Source organism: Pseudomonas machongensis (assembly GCF_034961125.1).
GTDB classification, from domain to species: domain Bacteria; phylum Pseudomonadota; class Gammaproteobacteria; order Pseudomonadales; family Pseudomonadaceae; genus Aquipseudomonas; species Aquipseudomonas machongensis.
This window is the reverse complement of the sequence record NZ_JAYFUI010000190.1, coordinates 209,049-224,485: the sequence shown is the minus strand read 5'-3', so window position 1 is coordinate 224,485 and position 15,437 is coordinate 209,049. Positions and strand designations below refer to the sequence as shown.

General features: G+C 63.6%; 15 protein-coding genes. 9 read left to right on the top strand and 6 right to left on the bottom strand.

Features of this window, described 5'->3' with window-relative positions; genetic code table 11:
- Nucleotides 1–45: 45 nt before the first annotated feature.
- The 3 genes from VA602_RS23330 to VA602_RS23320 are packed head-to-tail and all read right to left on the bottom strand — an operon-like array spanning nucleotide 46 to nucleotide 1,070.
- Complete coding sequence (locus VA602_RS23330; RefSeq protein WP_054892455.1) at nucleotides 46–375, bottom strand: hypothetical protein; 330 nt, start codon at nucleotides 373–375, stop codon at nucleotides 46–48.
- The gene (locus tag VA602_RS23325; RefSeq protein WP_063544010.1) at nucleotides 372–746 is read right to left on the bottom strand and encodes a phage holin family protein; all 375 of its coding nucleotides are present in this window, start codon (nucleotides 744–746) and stop codon (nucleotides 372–374) included. The genes VA602_RS23330 and VA602_RS23325 overlap by 4 nt, the downstream gene beginning before the upstream one ends.
- A gap of 9 nt (nucleotides 747–755) precedes the next feature.
- Complete coding sequence (locus VA602_RS23320) at nucleotides 756–1,070, bottom strand: DUF883 family protein (protein ID WP_054892453.1); 315 nt, start codon at nucleotides 1,068–1,070, stop codon at nucleotides 756–758.
- A 312-nt stretch (nucleotides 1,071–1,382) separates the two neighbouring features.
- On the opposite strand from VA602_RS23320, the gene VA602_RS23315 reads away from it, so the two are divergent.
- The 5 genes from VA602_RS23315 to VA602_RS23295 all read left to right on the top strand — a co-directional run bounded on the left by VA602_RS23315 (nucleotide 1,383) and on the right by VA602_RS23295 (nucleotide 4,732).
- Nucleotides 1,383–2,591 (top strand): ammonium transporter, encoded by a 1,209-nt coding sequence (locus VA602_RS23315; protein ID WP_153772915.1) that lies wholly within the window; start codon nucleotides 1,383–1,385, stop codon nucleotides 2,589–2,591.
- 68 nt (nucleotides 2,592–2,659) lie between these two features.
- Nucleotides 2,660–2,896 carry a glutaredoxin family protein gene (locus tag VA602_RS23310; protein WP_063544014.1) on the top strand — a complete coding sequence of 79 codons (237 nt, stop codon included), beginning with the start codon at nucleotides 2,660–2,662 and terminating at the stop codon, nucleotides 2,894–2,896.
- 90 nt (nucleotides 2,897–2,986) lie between these two features.
- Nucleotides 2,987–3,418, top strand: coding sequence for a D-Ala-D-Ala carboxypeptidase family metallohydrolase (locus tag VA602_RS23305; protein ID WP_153772916.1), 432 nt, complete (start codon nucleotides 2,987–2,989; stop codon nucleotides 3,416–3,418).
- A gap of 71 nt (nucleotides 3,419–3,489) precedes the next feature.
- Nucleotides 3,490–3,798, top strand: coding sequence for a hypothetical protein (locus tag VA602_RS23300; RefSeq protein WP_054892451.1), 309 nt, complete (start codon nucleotides 3,490–3,492; stop codon nucleotides 3,796–3,798).
- A gap of 49 nt (nucleotides 3,799–3,847) precedes the next feature.
- Nucleotides 3,848–4,732 (top strand): pseudouridine synthase, encoded by an 885-nt coding sequence (locus VA602_RS23295; RefSeq protein WP_323454464.1) that lies wholly within the window; start codon nucleotides 3,848–3,850, stop codon nucleotides 4,730–4,732.
- Between the two features lie 37 nt (nucleotides 4,733–4,769).
- Here VA602_RS23295 and VA602_RS23290 read toward each other — a convergent pair whose 3' ends face one another.
- The 3 genes from VA602_RS23290 to acnA form a co-directional block, all read right to left on the bottom strand.
- Nucleotides 4,770–6,335: a methyl-accepting chemotaxis protein gene (locus tag VA602_RS23290; RefSeq protein ID WP_323454463.1), complete on the bottom strand. Its 1,566-nt coding sequence runs from the start codon at nucleotides 6,333–6,335 to the stop codon at nucleotides 4,770–4,772.
- Nucleotides 6,336–6,534: 199 nt separating this feature from the next.
- Nucleotides 6,535–7,311 (bottom strand): CPBP family intramembrane glutamic endopeptidase, encoded by a 777-nt coding sequence (locus VA602_RS23285; protein ID WP_323454462.1) that lies wholly within the window; start codon nucleotides 7,309–7,311, stop codon nucleotides 6,535–6,537.
- Nucleotides 7,312–7,414: 103 nt separating this feature from the next.
- A complete protein-coding gene (gene acnA / locus VA602_RS23280) occupies nucleotides 7,415–10,156 on the bottom strand; it encodes an aconitate hydratase AcnA (protein ID WP_323454461.1) in 2,742 nt (913 codons plus the stop codon).
- A gap of 214 nt (nucleotides 10,157–10,370) precedes the next feature.
- Here acnA and rlmM point away from each other — a divergent pair, with 214 nt between their 5' ends.
- The 4 genes from rlmM to VA602_RS23260 all read left to right on the top strand — a co-directional run bounded on the left by rlmM (nucleotide 10,371) and on the right by VA602_RS23260 (nucleotide 15,349).
- Nucleotides 10,371–11,435, top strand: coding sequence for a 23S rRNA (cytidine(2498)-2'-O)-methyltransferase RlmM (gene rlmM / locus VA602_RS23275; protein WP_054892446.1), 1,065 nt, complete (start codon nucleotides 10,371–10,373; stop codon nucleotides 11,433–11,435).
- Nucleotides 11,436–11,516: 81 nt separating this feature from the next.
- Entirely contained in the window at nucleotides 11,517–11,759 is a 243-nt protein-coding gene (gene tusA / locus VA602_RS23270) for a sulfurtransferase TusA (protein WP_054892445.1), read from the top strand.
- A 56-nt stretch (nucleotides 11,760–11,815) separates the two neighbouring features.
- Entirely contained in the window at nucleotides 11,816–12,958 is a 1,143-nt protein-coding gene (gene pdxB / locus VA602_RS23265; RefSeq protein ID WP_323454460.1) for a 4-phosphoerythronate dehydrogenase PdxB, read from the top strand.
- A 195-nt stretch (nucleotides 12,959–13,153) separates the two neighbouring features.
- Nucleotides 13,154–15,349, top strand: a complete 2,196-nt coding sequence (locus tag VA602_RS23260) for a TonB-dependent siderophore receptor (protein ID WP_323454459.1) — start codon at nucleotides 13,154–13,156, stop codon at nucleotides 15,347–15,349.
- The last annotated feature ends 88 nt before the right edge of the window (nucleotides 15,350–15,437 follow it).

The following is a 15,437-nucleotide window of genomic DNA, read 5'->3' as shown; positions in this document are numbered from 1 at the left end:
GCTTCCCGTGTCACGGGCGCCCGCGCAAGCGGCGGGCGCCTCGTTTCAGCGATGACGGCCGTTCTGCAGGAACAGGCGCACCAGAGGGGCCAGGCTGCCACCCAGGCGCACCAGGCGCGCCAGGTTGCCGCTGCGCACGCCCTTTCCGGTCAGAAAGCCCATGGCGACCACGACACCCAGGCCCCACAGCGGAGCGTGCTTGATGCCGAGGCCGTCCTGGACCGATGCGCCCATGCCGCGCAGGCGCTGGACCGGCTCGAGCAGTTGACGAGACTCGTGGCGGATCTCCTGGCGGTGCATTTCCAGACGCAGGCGTAGCAGCGCCTTGCGCAGTTCGCGGGGATTACGGGTATTAGGCAGTTCAGGCAGGCTCATGGCAACAGGCGCTCCCGGTCCTTGGCGAGTTCTTCGAGGGTGCTGTTGAACGGTGAAGATTCATCGAACACTGCGGCCTTCAGGCGCAGGCCGCAAAAGAGTGCCGCGGCGCTGTAGAACACGCAAAGGCCGACGATGCCGGCCAATCGGTAGCTGTCCCACAGCAGCACCAGGATCAGCCCGGACAGCGCGGTCAGCAGGAGCAGGGCAAATACCAGTGCCAGGCCGGCGAACAGCAGTAGGCGAAGGGTACGGCCTTTCTGCTCCTGCAATTCGATGCCGAACAGTTCGATGTGGCTGTGCAGCAGCCCCAGGATGGCCGCGCCGAGGCGTCTGCCGGAAACGCCGGCGCCGATGGCATCGTTGTCCATGCGTCCTCCTCAGCGGCGGCTGGCGAGCAGGCCGACCAGCAGCCCGACACCGGCCGCGATGCCGATGGCCTGCCATGGGTTTTCCTGTACGTACTCCTCGGCACTGCCCAGCGCTGCCTGACCGCGCTCGCGGACCGAGTCCTGGGTCAGTTGCAGGCTTTCGCGGGCCTGCTGCAGGCGGTCGTGGATCTGGCCACGCAGTTCGTCGGCCTGGTCGCCCGCCAGATTGGCGGTGTCGGCGAGCAATTTCTCGGTGTCGCGCACCAGTGCCTGGAAGTCAGCCATCAAGATCTCTTGTGCAGTCTTTGCCGATTTGCTGGCCATGGGGTCTCTCCCTGTCGATGTGTGTGGCTATTTCGAGTGATGAGTGTGGCGGAAGGTTCACCACTTGTCGCTGGTACGGCGTTTGCTTTGTTCTGCCGTGTCGCGGGGCGTTGATGCCGGGCGCTGCCCCGTCTGCGTGCAAGGCCCTGGCCGACACCGATAAACCTTAACCCAATCCACGACAAACCCAAGAAAAAACCACTCCCTGTGTAGCCGCTCCCCCAAAACGGGGCGCACGGCAGGCACCGATCAGGTGCGCGAGCAAGGTTTCTGAACTGTCCTGGTGCACTTTTCAGCAGGTCTGCCCATTCCATGGAAAACATGCATAGCGCGATGGACTCACTCGTCCATGGCTCCAACACCCTGTTCATCCTCATGGGGGCCATTCTGGTCCTGGCCATGCACGCGGGTTTCGCCTTTCTCGAGGTCGGTACCGTGCGGCACAAGAACCAAGTCAATGCCCTGTGCAAGATTCTCAGCGACTTCGCCGTCTCGGCGCTGGTGTATTTCTTCATCGGCTACTGGATCGCCTACGGCGTCAGCTTTTTCCAGCCGGCTGCGGAGTTGGCCAGCGATCATGGCTATGCTTTGGTCAAGTGCTTCTTCCTGCTGACCTTCGCTGCGGCGATTCCGGCAATCATTTCCGGAGGCATCGCCGAGCGTGCACGTTTTGCCCCGCAGTTATGTGCCACCGCGCTGATCGTGGCCTTCGTCTACCCCTTCTTCGAAGGGGCAGTGTGGAACGGCAACCTGGGCGTCCAGGCCTGGTTGCAAGCCCGGTTTGGCGCACCGTTCCATGACTTTGCCGGTTCGGTGGTGGTGCATGCCATGGGCGGCTGGCTGGCGCTGGCTGCCGTCATCCTGCTCGGTGCCCGTCGCGGACGGTACCGTGATGGACGGCTGGTGGCTTTCGCTCCTTCCAGTATTCCGTTCCTCGCGCTGGGGTCGTGGATCCTGATCATCGGCTGGTTCGGCTTCAACGTCATGAGTGCACAAACCCTGGAGGGTGTCAGCGGCCTGGTGGCGATCAATTCGCTGATGGCGATGGTCGGCGGCACGCTGTCGGCCTTACTGGTCGGGCGCAATGACCCGGGCTTCCTGCACAATGGCCCGCTGGCCGGATTGGTGGCGGTGTGTGCCGGTTCCGATCTCATGCACCCGGTTGGCGCGCTGGTGACCGGGCTGGTGGCGGGAGCACTGTTCGTGTGGTGCTTCACTGCCTCGCAGAATCGCTGGAAAGTCGACGATGTGCTGGGCGTATGGCCGCTACATGGTGTATGCGGCGTTTGGGGCGGTTTGGCGTGCGGTATCTTCGGCCAGTCGGCGCTCGGAGGGCTGGGCGGTGTCAGCCTGGCGAGCCAGTTGTTTGGCAGCCTGGCAGGCGTACTGGTGGCCTTGGCTGGTGGCTTTGCCGTGTACGGGCTGGTCAAGGCGGTACATGGTTTGCGCTTGAGCCATGAGCAGGAGTTCCAGGGGGCGGACCTGTCCCTGCACCGTATCGGCGCTACCAGTCAGGATTGAGCAGCAGATGCAGGCGGCTCCCGGCGGGCCTAGAATGAGCGTCTCTTCACTGGGCCCGGGAACTGATAATGCTGCCTGAATGCCAATTGTTCGGCACCTTGGGGTGCCATTTGTGTGAAGTCGCCGAGGCTGTGTTGATGCCGTTCGTCGAGCACGGGCTGTGGGTCGAATTGGTTGATATCGCCGATGATGAAGCCATGTTCGAGCGTTACGGCTTGATCATCCCTGTCTTGCGTCGCTGCGACAGCGGCACCGAACTGCTCTGGCCGTTCGACGCGCAGCAGGTGGCGGCGTTCCTCAAGTGACAGGTAGGGGGGAGCGTTTCCTTCATCCCGTCCGGTGTGGTCCTGGTCGATGATGCTGGCCCGATACAGCCGATCACCCGGGGACACATCATGTTTCTTACGCCGAACTTCACGCTCGAAGAGATGACGTTTTCGCTGGCCGCCGCGCACAACGCTATACCCAACGATCCCGATCCCGAGGCTTTGGCCAATCTGCGCTTGCTGTGCGGGGTGCTCGAAGAGGTGCGAGCCTTGATCGACTCCCCGATCCAGATCACCAGCGGTTTTCGCAATGAAACCGTCAACCAGCTTGTGGGCGGCGTGCGCAACAGTGCGCATTGCCTCGGCCTGGCCGCCGACATGTGCGTGAAAACGATGACGCCCCGGCAACTGGCCGAATGCATTCGCGACAGTTGCATTGTGTTCGATCAACTGATCCTGGAGTTCGACACCTGGGTTCACCTGGCCATTTCACGCGACAACCCCAGGCGCCAGGTAATGACTGTTCGCAAGGGGACCGGCCACCTGCCAGGCTTGCAATGAGCTGTTGCGAATTGACGGAATGGCCACGGTATTCGTATGCTGTATAAAGATACAGTATTTGGGGTGAGGCGATGCACAATGTCGAGCAACTGAAGTACAGCGTCAACCGCATGCCCCCGGAAGCGGTGTGCGATGCGGTGCTCGAGCTGCGCATGGAGGGCTTGGTGACCGACGACCGTACTCCGTTCGGCAAGGTCCATTTCAATACCTGCTTTGCCGAGATCGAGGCACTGTTCCAGCGCGCAGGGTTTCATCGCCCGCTGGATGTCGTTGGCTACGAGGGGGTGGTCTACGCCCTTTATGATGCCGGACGCTGGGAGGCGGTGCAGGTGTTGCGCTGGCTCAAGTCGCGTTGTGAGCAAGTTGGCGAGGCTGGTTGAGTGAGCGGGCATTGGCGATAATGCCCGCTCATTGATTACAGAGCCTGCCATGTCCACGCCGTTCGACCCAGCTCACCAGCAAGCCAGTACCGTTTGTTTGCCGCCTGGCGATTGGATCACGGTCCTCGATTGCCTGTGCGATCACTTCAAGGGCATTGGCCGTGACCAATGGCTCGATCGCTTCAGTCGAGGGCGAGTGCTCGATGCCGAGGGCAGGGCAGTGGCGGCCGATCTGCCTTACCGCCGTGGCATGCGTCTGCATTACTTTCGTGAAGTCCCCAATGAAAGGCCCATTCCCGTGGAGGAAACGATCCTGCATTGCGATGAGCACCTGGTGGTGGCGGACAAGCCGCATTTCCTGCCAGTCACACCCACGGGCGAATATGTCGAGCACACCCTGCTGCGACGCCTGATCCGTCGTCTTGACAATCCCCACCTGGTGCCGCTGCACCGCATCGACCGGCATACGGCGGGGTTGGTACTGTTCTCGTCCAATCCGCAGTCGCGCAGCGCCTATCAGCGACTGTTTCCCGAGCGGCGCATCGACAAGCGCTACCAGGCCATCGCTGCACCGCTGCCGACGCGGGAGTTTCCGTTGGTGCACCGTAGTCGGCTGGAGCATGGTGAGCCGTTCTTTCGCATGCGTGAGGTCGAAGGGGTGGCGAACAGCGAGACCCTGGCCGAAGTCCTGGAGAAGAACGGTAACCTGTGGCGTTACGGGCTCTCGCCCGTGACCGGCAAGACCCATCAGTTGAGAGTGCACATGGCGGCACTGGGCGCCGCGATCAACAACGACCCGTTCTATCCGACATTGCTCGAGGGCGAGGACGACTACGAGCGGCCATTGAAACTGCTGGCGCAAAGTCTAGGGTTCGACGATCCGCTGACGGGTGAAAAGCGGTATTTCCAGAGCCGTTTGAGTCTGGACTGGTAAAAAAAGGGGCTGCCTCACGCAGCCCCTTTTTTGTCACTCAGCGGTTGAACCGCTCCACTAGCGAGTACTGCGTTCCAGCCGTACTGGTCAGTTCTTCACTGAGCAGTGCCGAATGCTGCGCCTGCTCTGCCGTCTGGTCGGCCAGATTGGCTATGGTGCTGATGTTACGGCTGATCTCGTCCGCCACTGCAGTCTGTTCTTCCGTGGCAGCCGCGATCTGGGTCGCCATGTCGGTGATGTTGGCCACCGCTTCGCTGATCCCTACCAGCGCCTGGTCGGCTTGCATCACTCGCTCGACGCCTTCCTCGGCCTGACGGTGGCCGGTCTCCATGGTTTGCACGGCATTGCTGGCAGTCTGCTGCAGCTTGGCAATCAGGCCGTGGATCTGTCCGGTGGATTCGGCGGTACGTTGCGCCAGCTGGCGCACTTCGTCGGCAACCACGGCGAAGCCCCGGCCCATTTCGCCGGCGCGGGCCGCTTCGATGGCAGCATTGAGCGCAAGCAGGTTGGTCTGGTCGGCGATGCCCTTGATCACATCGACCACACCACCGATCTCGTCGCTGTCCTTGGCCAACTGGGTGACGGTCTGGCCGGTTTCACCCACCGCTGCGGAGAGGCGTTCGATGGCTTCGCGGGTTTCCCCGGCGATCTGACGGCCTTGGCTGGTCAGGCGATTGGCTTCCTGGGTGGCATCGGCGGTGCGCTGCACGTGGTTGGCCACTTCTTGCGTGGTAGCAGCCATCTGGTTGACGGCAGCGGCGACTTGCTCGGTCTCCACGCGCTGGCGTTCCAGCCCCGAAGAACTCTTGTGCGCCAGCACATCGGACTGGCGCGCCTGCTCGCTCAGGTGCTCGGCACTGTCCTGCAGCCGGGTGAGGCAGGTTTTCAGGCGGGATTCCTGGCTGAGCATGGCCATTTCCAGGCGTGCCTGCACGCCACGGCTGTCGGTGAACATCTGCGCGATCAGCGGATCGGAAGTGGTCTGTTCGGCCAGGCGCAACAGGCGCTTGAGGCCGCGCTGCTGCCAGGTGAGGCCAAGCAGGCCGAGGGGGACGGAAACGGCCGCAGCCAGGGCAAAGCCCCAGGAGTGGCCGAGCCAGTTGCCGATGAGGAAGCCGATCTGGCTGATGAGAATGAACGGCAGCCAGTCCTGCAGTACCGGCAACCACTTGTCACGACGCGGCACCGCCGGCTTGCCCTGGTTCAGACGCTGGTAAAGCGCTTCGGCGCGACGGATCTGTTCGGCCGTGGGCTTGACCCGCACCGACTCGAAACCGACCACCTGGTTGTTGTCGAAGATCGGCGTGACGTAGGCATTGACCCAGTAATGGTCGCCCGACTTGCAGCGGTTCTTGACGATCCCCATCCACGGCAGGCCCTGCTTGAGGGTCTGCCACATGTGGGCGAACACTGCTGGGGGCACGTCAGGGTGGCGTACCAGATTGTGTGGCGCTCCCGTGAGCTCTTCGCGTGAGAAACCGCTGATTTCGATGAAAGCATCGTTGCAGTAGGTGATCACGCCTTTGGCGTTGGTGGTGGAAATCAACCGCTGCTGGGCAGGGAAAGTCCGTTCTCTCTGGGTAATCGGCTGGTTGTTACGCATTGGCTGTTCAATCCGCAAGGCTTTCGACAGGTATCGGCAAGCCCATGGTTTTATTGAGTGAATATTTAACTTGCTTGATCTGGAGCAATAAGTGGCCATGAGCCATCAGCTAGGGAAGCGGCTCGTTGGTTGCATTTGCACTCAAGATGTCAGCATTTTTAACGATTTATGACGTTATGGTCCGATCATGACTCGTTGTTCAGCCTGGGGCCAGCATCGGATAAGTAAACAATGCGAAATGGGTCAGGTTGACAGCGAAATGGCACACGACCGCAGCGCTCAAGCCGCCGAGTCGATACGCCAGGCCGTAGCCGATACCCGCAAGGCTTGCCAGGTAGAACCACTGCCAGCCGCTCCCCAGATGCGCCAGGCCGAACAACAGCGCGGCCACGATCAATGCAAGCCCCTGGTGCCTGAACAGGCGTTGCAGCCCACCTTGGATATAACCGCGGAACAGCAGCTCTTCGGTCAGGCTGACCAGCAGCAGGTTGTTCAGGGCCCAGATCCAGGTCTGTTCCGGCCATTTCGGCGCCCAACCCACTATCCCAAGCGACCAGGCGCCACCCAGGCAAGCCAGCAATGTCAGCGGCAAGACCAGCCCGAGGCTTGGCAGTAGACCGCGCCCGCGCAGGCTCAGGATCCAGGGGCAAGCCAGCAGAATCCAGAAGCCGATCAGCGGCTTGTCCAGGTTCAGGTACATGGAGAACGGCAGCGCGCCCTCGCTGAACACCACCTTGTCGATGACCTTTGCCCCCTGGAAACCGGGCAACCAGTGCAACGCCAGGGCAAGGGCCAGGACGATGAACAAGCCGTGCCCGAGCACTCGTTGCCAGCCTGCGGGTCGTCGCACCAGCAGTGCGGTACAACACAGGGCGAGCAAGGCGGGCAGGGTGGCGAGCCCCAGGTGGCCGTGGAACAGGGCGAGGGCATAGCCCAGACCAAGCAGGGCGAGGGCGATCCAGTGGGCAGGCGACATCGGAAATCCGGTAGGTGGCAAATCGATATGATGCTTTGACTCACCCCGAAGGCGCCAGGACACGTCGCAGAGGCATCGCGGGCGAACCCGCGATGCCTTCCCTTCAACCGGCGATCAGTTGTCGCAGCACGTAGTGCAGAATCCCGCCCGACTTGAAGTACTCGACTTCATTGAGCGTGTCGATCCGGCACAGCACCTCGATCTCCTGTTGCTGGCCATCCTCGCGCAGGATGCGCAACTGCAGGTTCATGCCTGGGCGGATCTGCGCGCCACTGAGCCCCAGCACATCGATGCGCTCCTTGCCGGTCAGGCCCAGGCGCTTGCGATCGTCGCCAGCCTTGAACTGCAGGGGCAGAACGCCCATGCCTACCAGGTTGGAGCGGTGGATACGCTCGAAGCTCTCGGCCAACACTGCCTTGACCCCCAGCAGGTTGGTGCCCTTGGCGGCCCAGTCGCGGCTGGAGCCGGTGCCGTATTCCTGCCCGGCGATCACCACCAGCGGCGTGCCTTGCGCCTGGTAGCGCATGGCGGCATCGTAGATCGACAGTTTTTCGCCGCTGGGCACATGCAGCGTATTGCCGCCTTCCTCGCCGCCGAGCATTTCGTTGCGTATGCGGATGTTGGCAAAGGTGCCGCGCATCATCACTTCGTGGTTGCCGCGACGTGAACCGTAGGAGTTGAAGTCGCGCGGCTCCACGCCCTTGTCGCGCAGGTAGCGACCGGCAGGGCTGTCGGCCTTGATGTTGCCGGCTGGAGAGATGTGGTCGGTGGTCACCGAGTCGCCGAGCAGCGCGAGAATGCGCGCCCCGTGCACGTCGGCTATTTCCGGCAGCGGGCCGCCGATATGGTCGAAGAACGGCGGGTGCTGGATGTAGGTGGAGTCGTCCTGCCAGACATAGGTAGCGGCCTGGGGTACTTCGATGGCCTGCCATTGGGCGTCACCGGCAAACACCTCGGCATACTCCTTGTGGAACATGGCGGTATCGACCTTGGCCACCGCGTCGGCGATTTCCTGTTGGCTGGGCCAGATATCGCGCAGGTATACCGGCTGGCCGTCCTTGCCAGTGCCCAAGGCATCCTGGGTGAGGTCCACGCGCACGCTGCCGGCCAGGGCATAGGCCACCACCAGTGGTGGCGAGGCCAGCCAGTTGGTCTTGACCAGCGGGTGCACCCGGCCTTCGAAGTTGCGGTTACCCGACAGCACCGAGGCCACGGTCAGGTCGGCGCTGCCGATCGCCTTCTCGATGGCCTCGTCCAACGGGCCCGAGTTGCCGATACAGGTGGTGCAGCCATAGCCGACCAGGTCGAAGCCCAACTGATCGAGGTAGGGGGTGAGGCCGGCCGCCTTGAAGTAGTCGGTGACTACTTTCGAACCTGGCGCCAGCGAGCTCTTGACCCAGGGTTTGCGGGCCAGGCCTTTCTCGATGGCTTTCTTGGCAACCAGCCCGGCGGCCATCATCACGCTGGGGTTGGAGGTGTTGGTGCAGGAGGTGATGGCCGCGATCACCACGGCGCCGTCGCGCAGCTTGTGGGTCTGGCCGTTGTGCGTGTAGTCGATCTCGCCGGCCTGGTCGGCGTTACCCACGGCAACACCGCCACCCCCTTCGCTTTCCAGGCGTCCGACCTCCTTGGCCAAGGGCTTGGGCTGCAGTTCGATGAAGCCGTCGAAGGCCTGGCTGACCTTGGACAGCGCCACTCGGTCCTGCGGGCGCTTGGGCCCGGCGAGGCTGGCTTCGACCTCGTGCATGTCCAGCGCCAGGCTGTCGCTGAACAGCGGTTCCTGGCCAGGCAGGCGCCACAGGCCCTGGGCCTTGCAGTAGGCTTCGACCAGTTGCACGGTCTCGTCGGGACGACCGGACAAGCGCAGGTAGTCGAGGGTGACGTCATCGACCGGGAAGAAGCCGCAGGTGGCGCCATATTCCGGCGCCATGTTGGCGATGGTGGCGCGGTCGGCCAGCGGCAGGTCGGCCAGGCCGTCGCCATAGAATTCGACGAACTTGCCGACCACGCCCTTCTTGCGCAGCATCTGCGTGACCGTCAGCACCAGGTCGGTGGCGGTGATGCCTTCGCGCAGCTTGCCGGTGAGCTTGAAACCGATCACCTCTGGGATCAGCATCGACACCGGCTGGCCGAGCATCGCCGCCTCCGCCTCGATGCCACCGACACCCCAGCCGAGCACGCCCAGGCCGTTGATCATGGTGGTGTGCGAGTCGGTGCCGACCAGGGTGTCGGGGAAGGCGTAGGTGCGCCCGTCTTCCTCGCGGGTCCACACGGTGCGGCCAAGGTATTCCAGGTTGACCTGGTGGCAGATCCCCGTGCCCGGTGGCACCACGCGGAAGTTGTCGAAGGCACTCTGGCCCCAGCGCAGGAAGGCGTAGCGTTCGCCGTTGCGCTGCATCTCGATGTCGACGTTCTGTTCGAAGGCTTCGGCGGTGGCGTAGCGGTCGACCATCACCGAGTGGTCGATCACCAGGTCAACCGGCGACAGCGGGTTGATCCGCTGGGGATCGCCGCCAGCCTTGGCCATGGCCGCGCGCATGGCGGCGAGGTCGACCACGGCGGGCACGCCGGTGAAGTCCTGCATCAGTACCCGCGCAGGTCGATACTGGATCTCGCGGTCGGAGCGTCGCTCTTGCAGCCAGCCGGCCAGGGCTCGCAAGTCGTCGCCGGTGACGGTTTCACCGTCTTCCCAGCGCAGCAGGTTTTCCAGCAGGACCTTGAGCGACATGGGCAGGCGTTGCAGGTCGCCCAACTGGCTGGCGGCCTCGGTGAGGCTGAAATAGTGGTAGGCGCGGTCGGCCACCTGGAGGGTCTTGAGGGTTTTCAGGCTATCGAGCGAGGGCATTGCCAACTCCTTGTGCTCCGGTGCCCGGCAGTCGTGGTTACCGGTATCACCGCTCTGTATCGGCCCGCACGGCACGGGCCAGGCTGAACAATCAGGTTAGACCGCTTTGGCGGGCCTGACGTTGTTCTGGACCTGCGGGGCATGTCGCAGGTTCCGAACTTCCTTTATCATTCGCCGCCCTGGCGCTGTCTGCGCCAGTGATGTGGAGTAAGAGATGAATACCCTGTTCATGCATTGCCGGCCCGGCTTCGAGGGCGAGGTCTGCGCCGAAATCAGCGAACACGCCGCGCACCTGGGCGTGGCCGGCTATGCCAAGGGCAAGCCGCAGAGCGCCAGCGCCGAGTTCGTTTGCCTCGACGAAGGCGGTGCCGAACGCCTGATGCGTGAGCTGCGCTTCGACCGGCTGATCTTCCCGCGCCAATGGGCGCGCGGCGACTTCGTTGAGCTGCCGGAAACTGACCGGATCAGTGTGCTGCTCGAGCACCTGGCGGGCCTGCCGGTGTGTGGCAGCCTGTGGCTGGAGGTGCTCGACAGCAACGACGGCAAGGAGCTGTCGACCTTCTGCCGCAAATTCGAGGTGCCGCTGCGCAAGGCGCTGGAGAAGGCCGGGCGTCTGGTCGAGGATGCCAGCAAGCCACGCCTGCTGCTGACGTTCATCAGTGGCCGACGGGTGTTTCTCGGCCTGGCCGAAGCGGGCAATTCGGCGCTGTGGCCGATGGGCATCCCGCGCCTGAAGTTCCCGCGCGAGGCGCCGAGCCGCTCGACCCTCAAGCTTGAGGAAGCCTGGCACCAGTTCATCCCCCGCGATCAATGGGACCAACGCCTGAACGACGACATGACCGGCGTCGACCTGGGCGCTTCACCGGGCGGCTGGACCTACCAGCTGGTCAAGCGTGGCATGCTGGTCACCGCCATCGACAACGGTCCGATGGCTGAAAGCCTGATGGATACGGGGCTGGTGCAGCACCTGATGGCCGATGGCTTTACCTGGAAGCCCAAGCAGACCGTTGACTGGATGGTCTGCGACATCGTCGAGAAGCCCGCCCGCACGGCCTCGCTGATCGAAACCTGGCTGGGCGAGGGGTTGTGTCGCGAGGCCGTGGTCAATCTCAAGCTGCCGATGAAGCAGCGTCACGCCGAGGTGCGCAAGTTGCTCGATCGCATCGAGGCCTCGTTCAAGGCGCGCAAGGTCAAGGTGTCGATCGCCTGCAAGCAGCTGTACCACGACCGCGAAGAGGTCACTTGCCACCTTCGCCGGCTCGACCTCAAGCCGCGCTGAGACGATCGGGGCCGTGCTGCGGCCCCTGTTTGACCTGCACGCGGTTTGCGCGACAATACCCCACACTTTGCGGAGCCCACCATGACCGACTTCACTCCAGACGCGACCCTCGACGCCACCGGCCTGAACTGTCCGGAGCCGGTGATGATGCTGCATCAGCACGTGCGCAACCTCGCTGCTGGCGGCCTGCTAAAGGTCATCGCCACCGACCCCTCGACCCGCCGCGACATCCCCAAGTTCTGCACCTTCCTCGGCCATGAGCTGGTGCAACAGCAGGAAGACGCCGGCACCTACCTGTACTGGATTCGCAAGAAGGCCGACTGAGCTGGATCGCACAGGCCACAGCGCCTACACTGCGCTCCCCTGAAAGGAGAGCGCCCATGCTGATCGTTGCCGACGAAAATATCCCGCTGCTCGATGCCTTCTTCGCCGGATTCGGCGAAATCCGCCGTTACCCTGGCCGGGCCATCGATGCAGCCTGCGTCAGGGATGCCGATCTGCTGCTGGTGCGCTCGGTCACCCGCGTCGACCGGCAACTGCTCGAAGGCAGCAAGGTGCGCTTCGTCGGCACCTGCACCATCGGCACCGACCACCTTGATCTCGAATACTTCGCTCAGGCCGACATCCACTGGAGCAGCGCGCCTGGCTGCAACGCCCGCGGCGTGGTGGACTACGTGCTGGGCAGCCTGCTGACCCTGGCCGAGCTCGATGGCGTGGAGCTGCCCAAGCGGGTGTATGGCGTGGTTGGAGCCGGTGAGGTGGGCGGGCGTCTGGTCCGTGTACTGCGGGGCTTGGGCTGGCAGGTGCTGGTGTGCGATCCGCTGCGCGCAGCCAGCGAAGAGGGCGACTTCGTCAGCCTGGACACGTTGCTTGAGCAGTGTGACACCATCAGCCTGCATACCCCGCTGCAACGCGGCGGCGAACATCCGACCTGGCATCTGCTCGGTGCGCGGCAACTGGCCCGCCTGCGCCCAGGGGCCTGGCTGATCAATGCCAGCCGTGGGCCGGTAGTGGACAATGAGGCCCTACGCGAGCTGCTGCTGGACCGCGAGGATGTCCACGCGGTGCTGGATGTCTGGGAGGGCGAGCCGCAGGTCGACCTGGCGCTGGCCGACCTGTGCACCCTGGCCACGCCGCATATCGCCGGCTACAGCCTCGATGGCAAGCAGCGCGGGACCGCGCAGATCTACCAGGCCTTCTGCCGTTCGCAAGGTTTGCCGGAGCAGGTGCACCTGGCCGACCTGCTGCCGTCGCCAGCGCTGGCACGCCTGGACTTCGATGCCAGCGCCGACCCGGCCTGGGCGCTGGCAACCCTGTGCCGTGCGGTCTACGACCCGCGTCGCGACGATGCGGATTTTCGTCGCAGCCTGAGCGAGGATCCCACCGAGCAACGTGCGGCATTTGACCTGCTGCGCAAGCAGTATCCGGTCCGTCGCGAGATCGAAGGGCTGGCGGTACGGGTACAGGGTGACGCACCACAGCTGGTGCAGGCCATCAATGCTCTGGGCGCGGTGCTGGTCTAGCCCGCCTCGGGTGCGGGTGTCTGCCAGGCGGGTTTACGGGCAATCTGTAAATTTCGTAAATAAGATTTAAACCTATTTGAGAATCGTTATATTCGCCATCCCTGACGGACCCGCCTTTTTGCCGGGCCGGTGGGCGAGGGGCCTGCCGACCGGGGCGCGGCTTGCTTCTCGCACACGATTTCAGGAGATGTACCGATGCACACCCGATCTTCCCCGCACCGCCTGGCGCTGGCCATCGTTACCCTGGCCGCGCCCGTGGCAACGACTTCAGCATTCGCCGAGCAGGCGCTGGTCATCGAAGACACGCTGGTGACCGCCGAGCGTGAGGCGCGCCAGGCGCTGGGATCGTCGGTCATCACCGAAGAGGACATCAAGCGCCGTCCGCCGGCCAATGACCTGTCCGACATCATCCGCCGCGAACCGGGGGTCAACCTCACCGGCAACAGTGCCAGCGGCGCCCGTGGCAACAACCGGCAGATCGACCTGCGCGGCATGGGCCCGGAAAACACCCTGATCCTGATCGATGGCAAGCCATCGAGTGCACGCAACTCGGTGCGCTATGGCTGGAACGGCGACCGCGATACCCGCGGCGAGACCAACTGGGTGCCGGCCGAAGCGGTCGAGCGCATCGAAATCCTGCGTGGCCCCGCAGCCGCGCGCTATGGCTCGGGCGCCATGGGCGGGGTGGTCAACATCATCACCAAGCGCCCCAGCGAAGCACTCAAGGGCAGCGTCAGCCTGTACACCCTGATGCCGGAGGACAGCGCCGAGGGCGCCAGCCACCGGACCAACTTCAACCTCGGTGGTGGCCTGACCGACAACCTGGGGTTCCGTCTCTACGGCGGCCTGGCCAAGACCGACGCCGACGACCTGGACATCAACGCCGCACACGCTGGCAGCTCGACCGTGGCCGGGCGCGAGGGTGTGCGCAACAAGGATATCAACGGCCTGCTGAGCTGGAAGCTCAACGACGAGCATCGCCTGGAGATGAGCGCAGGCTACAGCCGCCAGGGCAATATCTACGCTGGCGACACCATGAACAGCAACGGCGGTGGCAACGCGCAGCTGATCTCCAGCCTGTATGGCCACGAGACCAACGTGATGCAGCGCAGCACCTACGACCTGACGCACCTGGGCGACTTCACCTGGGGCACCAGCAAGACCGTGCTGGCCTATGAGTACGTGCGCAACTGGCGCTTGAACGAGGGCATGGCCGGGCGTACCGAAGGGGCGATCGACGGCAACGATGCGGCATTCTCGCGCTTGCGCAACACGCGCCTGTCGAGCGAGGTCAACTTGCCGTTCGCCGTGGGCGCCACGGAGCACGTGCTGACCGTTGGCGGCGAGTACCTCTATGAAACCCTCAACGACCAGGGCTCGTTCCGTCCGCAAAGCTCCGACCCGACAGGCGTTGGCAACGACGTGATCGCAGGCTTCGACCGTAGCGATTCGAAGATGCAGGCGCGCAGCCACGCCTTGTTCGTCGAGGACAACATCATCATTGGCGCGACCACCGTCACGCCGGGTCTGCGTTTCGATCACCACGAGACCTTCGGCGACAACTTCAGCCCCAGCTTGAACCTGTCGCACAAGATCACCGACGAACTGACCTTCAAGGGCGGCATCGCCCGTGCCTACAAGACGCCGAACCTGTACCAGTCCAACCCCAGCTACCTGCTCTACAGCCGCGGCAATGGCTGCAGCGTGCAGCAGACCAACTCCGGCGGCTGCTACCTGCAGGGCAACGCCGATCTCAAGCCTGAGATCAGCGTCAACAAGGAGATCGGCCTGCTGTATGACCGCGGCACCTGGCGTACCAGTGCGACCTATTTCCGCAACGACTACCAGAACAAGATCATTGGCGGCACCGACGTGGTCTACGCGATCAATGGCGGCAGTCGTGTGACTCAGTGGGAAAACGCCGGCAAGGCACGGGTAGAGGGCCTCGAGGGCAACCTGTTCGTCGAGCTCACCCCGAGCCTGGACTGGAACACCAACCTGACCTGGATGCTCGACAACGACAACCGCGAGACCGGCGAGCCGCTGTCGGTGATCCCCGAGTACACGGTCAACACCACCCTGGACTGGCGCGCGACCGACAAGTTGTCGCTGCAGCTGGCCGGTACCTGGTTCGGCAAGCAGAAGTCGCCGACCTGGAACTACCGCACCCAGGAGCGCTATGACGAGTCGGCGCAGAAGGATGTCGAAGCCTATGGGCTGGTGGATGTGAGTGCCGGGTACAAGTTCAACGCCAACTACGATGTGCGGGTGGGGGTGAACAACGTGTTCGACAAGCAGATCCTGCGCGGCGGCAACGCCAGCAGCGCCGGTGCCAACACCTACAACCAGCCGGGCAGGGCGCTGTTTGCGGCGTTGAATATTTCGTTCTGATATCAAAACACAGGCGCCCCCCTGTAGGAGCGGGCTCGTCCCGCGATCGGGCGCGTAGCGGCCGTAGATCAGGCAACCGGGGTATTCC